This window comes from Clostridium tarantellae, assembly GCF_009295725.1.
In the GTDB taxonomy this organism is placed as follows: Bacteria; Bacillota; Clostridia; order Clostridiales; family Clostridiaceae; genus Sarcina; species Sarcina tarantellae.
Genome location: NZ_WHJC01000228.1, coordinates 1 through 5,478, shown reverse-complemented (window position 1 = coordinate 5,478; position 5,478 = coordinate 1). Strand labels below are relative to the sequence as shown.

At 31.3% G+C, this 5,478-nt stretch carries 4 protein-coding genes; 1 reads left to right on the top strand and 3 read right to left on the bottom strand.

What is annotated here, in order from left to right:
* Positions 1-421: 421 nt before the first annotated feature.
* A complete protein-coding gene (gene pflB / locus GBZ86_RS12070; protein WP_152891005.1) occupies positions 422-2,653 on the top strand; it encodes a formate C-acetyltransferase in 2,232 nt (743 codons plus the stop codon).
* 60 nt (positions 2,654-2,713) lie between these two features.
* Here the strand turns inward: pflB and GBZ86_RS12065 are convergent, their stop codons facing one another.
* Genes GBZ86_RS12065 through sdaAB form a run of 3 tightly spaced genes read right to left on the bottom strand, consistent with a single transcriptional unit; the run spans position 2,714 to position 5,397 of the window.
* Entirely contained in the window at positions 2,714-3,811 is a 1,098-nt protein-coding gene (locus GBZ86_RS12065; protein WP_152891003.1) for a PTS sugar transporter subunit IIC, read from the bottom strand.
* A gap of 28 nt (positions 3,812-3,839) precedes the next feature.
* Positions 3,840-4,715: an L-serine ammonia-lyase, iron-sulfur-dependent, subunit alpha gene (gene sdaAA, locus GBZ86_RS12060; protein WP_152891001.1), complete on the bottom strand. Its 876-nt coding sequence runs from the start codon at positions 4,713-4,715 to the stop codon at positions 3,840-3,842.
* Between the two features lies 1 nt (position 4,716).
* A complete protein-coding gene (sdaAB, locus tag GBZ86_RS12055) occupies positions 4,717-5,397 on the bottom strand; it encodes an L-serine ammonia-lyase, iron-sulfur-dependent subunit beta (RefSeq protein ID WP_152890999.1) in 681 nt (226 codons plus the stop codon).
* Positions 5,398-5,478 lie beyond the last annotated feature (81 nt).

Here is a 5,478-nt window from a genome sequence, read left to right as displayed (position 1 = left end):
AAGAATTAATTTATGGCAAGTTGCTTAAAACAATACAACTTGATAAAAATATAACTACGCTTGAAGATGTTATTAATCATCTTAATAACGATTCTTTAGCTAGTTAAATTTATTGTAAAGTGGTGTTATGTTAACAAAATTAAAAATATTAAATAATTAATTATTGTTTTTTATTTTTTTAAATTAAGATATTTATCAAATAAGACTAGAGCAATTCTTTAATATATTTATTTTACAATAAAATTTAAATGTTAATTTTTAATTTTCTATAAATATATCCTGGTTAAATTTTCTGAATATTATAACTTATATATTATATATTGCAAAACAATTGTATTAATGTTATGATTAATTCATAGTAATTATTAAATAATATTAATTATTTATCTTATATATTATTTGATGAAAAGGGGTAATAATTATGAACGAACAATGGAATGGTTTTAAAGGTGGACAATGGACTAAAAGTGTAGATGTTAGAAACTTTATTCAAACAAACTATACTCCATACGAAGGAAATGATAGCTTCTTAGAAGAAGCAACTGAAGCTACTAACAAATTATGGGAAGAAGTAAGTGAATTATTAAAAAAAGAGAGAGAAAATGGTGGAGTTTTAGATGTTGATACTAAAATAGTATCAGGAATTAATGAATATAAGCCAGGATATATAGATAAAGCATTTGAAAAAATAGTTGGTGTTCAAACAGATGCTCCACTAAAAAGAGCTGTTATGCCTTATGGTGGAATCAGAATGGCTGAAAATGCCGCTAAATCTTATGGATATGAGGTAGATTCTTCAATATCTGAAATATTCTCTAAATATAGAAAAACTCATAATCAAGGTGTTTTTGATGCTTATACTGATGAAATGAAATTAGCTAGAAAATATGGTATAGTAACTGGTCTTCCAGATGCTTATGGTAGAGGAAGAATTATAGGTGACTATAGAAGAGTAGCCTTATATGGTGTAGATAAATTAATAGAAGATAAACTTGCTCAAAAGAAAAGTTTAGAAATAAGATGTATAGATGAAGAAATTATTAGATTAAGAGAAGAAATCTCAGAACAAATAACTGCTTTAAAAGAATTAAAAGGATTAGCTGAAACTTATGGTTTTGATATTTCTAAACCAGCTAAAAACTCAAAAGAAGCTATTCAATGGTTATATTTTGGATTCTTAGGAGCTATAAAACAACAAAATGGTGCTGCAATGTCTCTTGGTAGAACTTCTACTTTCTTAGATATATATATAGAAAGAGATTTAAACGCTGGCTTAATAACAGAAAAAGAAGCTCAAGAATTAGTTGACCATTTCGTAATGAAATTAAGACTTGTTAAATTTTTAAGAACTCCTGAATATAATGATTTATTCTCTGGTGATCCAACTTGGGTAACTGAATCAATTGCTGGTATGGGACTTGATGGAAGAACATTAGTTACTAAGAACTCATTTAGAATACTAAATACTTTATACACATTAGGACCTTCACCTGAGCCAAACCTAACTGTGTTATGGTCAACTAGATTACCACAAGGATTTAAAGATTTTTGTTCTAAAGTTTCTATAGATACAAGTTCTGTTCAATATGAAAATGATGATTTAATGAAGCCTTACTGGGGTGATGACTATGCTATCGCTTGTTGTGTATCTGCTATGAAAGTTGGAAAGCAAATGCAATTCTTTGGTGCAAGAGTTAACTTAGCTAAAACTTTACTTTATACTATAAATGGTGGAAAAGATGAAAAAAGTGGTGTTCAAGTAGCTCCTAAAATGGAACCAATAACAAGCGAATATTTAAACTATGATGAGGTTATGGAAAAATTTGATGTTATGACTGATTGGTTAGCTAACCTTTATGTTAATACATTAAATGTTATCCATTATATGCATGATAAATATTCTTATGAATCATTACAAATGGCATTACACGATAGAGATGTATTTAGAACAATGGCATGTGGTATAGCTGGACTTTCTGTTTGTGCAGACTCATTATCAGCAATTAAATATGCTAAGGTTAAACCTATAAGAAATGAAGATGGAATAACTGTAGATTTCCAAATAGAAGGAGACTTCCCTAAGTTCGGAAACGATGATGATAGAGTTGATGATATTGCAGTATTTTTAGTTGAAAATATGATGAATAAGATAAGAAAAAATAAAACTTACAGAAATTCTTATCATACTCAATCTGTATTGACAATAACTTCAAATGTTGTTTATGGTAAAAAAACAGGAACTACTCCTTGTGGAAGAAAATCTGGTGAACCATTTGCACCAGGTGCTAATCCAATGCATGGTAGAGATATAAGTGGTTCATTAGCATCATTAAATTCAGTTGCTAAATTACCTTATGAACATTCACAAGATGGTATTTCAAATACATTCTCAATAGTACCAGATGCTTTAGGTAAAACACCTGAAACTCAAATAAAAAACTTAAGTAACTTAATGGATGGATATTTTGGTCAAGGTGCACACCACTTAAATGTTAATGTATTTAATAGAGAAACTTTACTAGATGCTATGGAGCATCCTGAAGAATATCCACAATTAACTATAAGAGTTTCTGGCTATGCTGTTAACTTCATTAAATTAACTAAAGAACAACAATTAGATGTTATAAATAGAACATTCCATAAAACTATGTAATAAAAAACAGAGTGGTAAATTCCACTCTGTTTTCTTATGTAAAGGAAATTGCTAAGCTAACTATTTAGTTGATGCTACTTCCTTCTCTATTTCTTTTTCTACTTTTTTTTCTATTGATTTAATTTCTTCTTCTTCTTCAAAAAATTCTCCACGAATTTCAGCTGCTGTACGTATTTTAAAGTTTTTAAATATTACAGATCCTAATAAACCACCAAGTATTCCTGCTATTATACAACATCCAGCAGTTATTAACACTTTAACTGGTGGATTATATGCAAACATTACAGCAAAACCTGCTATAGGCGTTGCAGTTCCTGGTGTTCCATTTGTAAGACCCATAAGAGCTATTATAACTCCACAAGCTGCTCCACCAATAAAGTTAGTTACATACACTGGTATTGGATTAGCTGATATTATATCCGCTTGAGTTAATGGCTCAATTGCTACTGATATGGTATCTTTTTTGCTACCAAACTTCATTCTTGCAAAGAATACAAAGTTCATAAAAGATGAACCAAATACTGATAAAGCTCCTATTGCCATTGGTGCTCCTGTAAGTCCTAACATTGCCGTTAACGCCATTGAACTAAGTGGTGCTGTTGCAACAACTGTTATTATTCCTCCAAGAATTATTCCCATAACTATCGGACTTGAATTAGCTGAAGCTTTTAATACTTCTCCTATGCTAAGTAAAGTATCAGTAACAATTGGGTTCATAACCGCTGCAATTAATCTTGTTAATGGTGCTGCTACAACTATTATAACTATTAAATCTAATCCACCTGGTAATTTCTTTTCCATGAATTTAACTACATAAGAAATTAAATATCCTGCTATAAATCCTGGTAATATTCCAAGACCACTACAAGTTAATCCTACTAATACTGCATAAACCGGTGAAACGCCTAATGCTAAAGGAACTAATATAGCTGCTGCTACCCCTCCTAAAGAACCATTAGATTCTCCAACCTTCTTTAAAAATTCAATATTTAATACGCCTCCAAAAAATGCTGAATGAAATGCTTCAACTAAGAAACTTGCACAAGCTGCATTTGCTAAAGCTCCCATGGCTTTCATTCCATTAGGTGCTTTGTAACTAAATAAAGTAAATAATGCTAAAACTATTAATAAAAGACCTGTTCCCATTAAAACTTGCATCGTTTTTTCCTCCTAAGTTTTTTATGTATTACTCTCCAAATACTTGTCTCTTATATTTAAGACCTGTATCTGTAATAGCAATTCCCCCTAAAGCTGTTTCTCTTAATGATTCTGGTAATTCCTTACCAACTTTGTACATAGCTGCTACCGTTTCATCAAAAGGTATTTTTGAAGCAACTCCTGCCATAACTAAATCTGCAGTAGATAAAGCACTAACGGCTCCTGCTACATTTCTCTTTGCACAAGGAATTTCAACTAATCCTGCAACTGGATCACAAACTAATCCTAATATATTTTTAAATACTATAGCTGCTGCATCTAAACTCATTTCAGGAGTTCCGCCCATCATTTCTACAACTGCTCCTGCTGCCATAGCTGCCGCTGAACCACACTCTGCTTGACATCCACCTTCTGCTCCTGCAAAAGTTGCATTCATTCCTATTATCATTCCTATTGCCGCTGCTGAAAACAATGCTTGTACCATTTCCTCGTCTGATTTTCCTAATGTTTCACCAGCTGTTAATATTGCTGCCGGAAGTATTCCACAAGAACCCGCTGTTGGACATGCTACTATTTTACCCATAGATGCATTAACCTCTGATGATGATAATGCCATAGCCATTGCTTTTACAGTAGTATTTCCCATTAAAGAATTTCCTTCTTTTAAATATCTTTGTAATTTAAAAGCATCTCCTCCAATAAGTCCACTTATTGAATGAACTTCCTTTTCTCTACCTTCCGTAGCGGCTTGTCTCATTACATCAAGAGTTTTTTGCATATGTACTAATAATTTCTCTTTTGATATGTTTTTACTTTCCATTTCACGTATTATAGCGTATTCACTTAGCTTTATATTATTTTCTGCACAAAGCTCTATTAATTCTTTACCTGATTTTGCCAACATACTATTCACCATCCTCTGCTGGATTCATAACTATTACTCTATTTATTCCAGCTATTTCTTTAATTTTTTCAACAACTTCATCTGATATTTTATTATCTACCTCAAATGTCATTGTTGCCCCTTTACCTTTTTGGCTTCTAACAAGTTTCATAAAGGCTATATTTATATCATTTTCATATAATATTTCTGAGACCTTAGCAACAGTTCCAGGAACATCTTCATGACAAGTTATTATTGTTGGATATACTCCTGTTAACTGAACTTGATTCCCATTTATTTCTTTTATCTCTATACATCCACCACCAATTGATGAACCCATAACTTCACATTCTTTTCCTGTTTTACATTTTATTAAGAACTTAACAGTATTAGGATGAACGTCTCCTAAGTCATGCTCTATAAATTCTATTTTCATTCCTTTTTCTTTAGCTATATCAATAGCATATCTTAATCTATCATCACTTGGCTCCATGCCTAGTATACCAGCTACTAAAGCTCTATCAGTTCCATGACCTGCATATGTTTTTCCAAATGAACCATGTAATAAAAACTTTACTTCTGATATATCATCTCCAGCAATAGTTCTTGCTATTTTTCCAAGCCTTGCCGCTCCTGCTGTGTGAGAAGATGATGGACCTACCATTATTGGCCCTAATACATCGAAAACTCCAAAATCTTTCATAATCAATTATCCTTTCTTAATTAAAATCCCCCATTAATCACAAAACGTTTTCACATTTAATGTTAATAATTTATTTTATTC

Coding starts and splice junctions, on each gene's coding strand:
- pflB (WP_152891005.1), top strand. CDS start 422: ATGAACGAACAATGGAATGGTTTTAAAGGTGGACAATGGACTAAAAGT.
- GBZ86_RS12065 (WP_152891003.1), bottom strand. CDS start 3,811: ATGCAAGTTTTAATGGGAACAGGTCTTTTATTAATAGTTTTAGCATTA.
- sdaAA (WP_152891001.1), bottom strand. CDS start 4,715: ATGTTGGCAAAATCAGGTAAAGAATTAATAGAGCTTTGTGCAGAAAAT.
- sdaAB (WP_152890999.1), bottom strand. CDS start 5,397: ATGAAAGATTTTGGAGTTTTCGATGTATTAGGGCCAATAATGGTAGGT.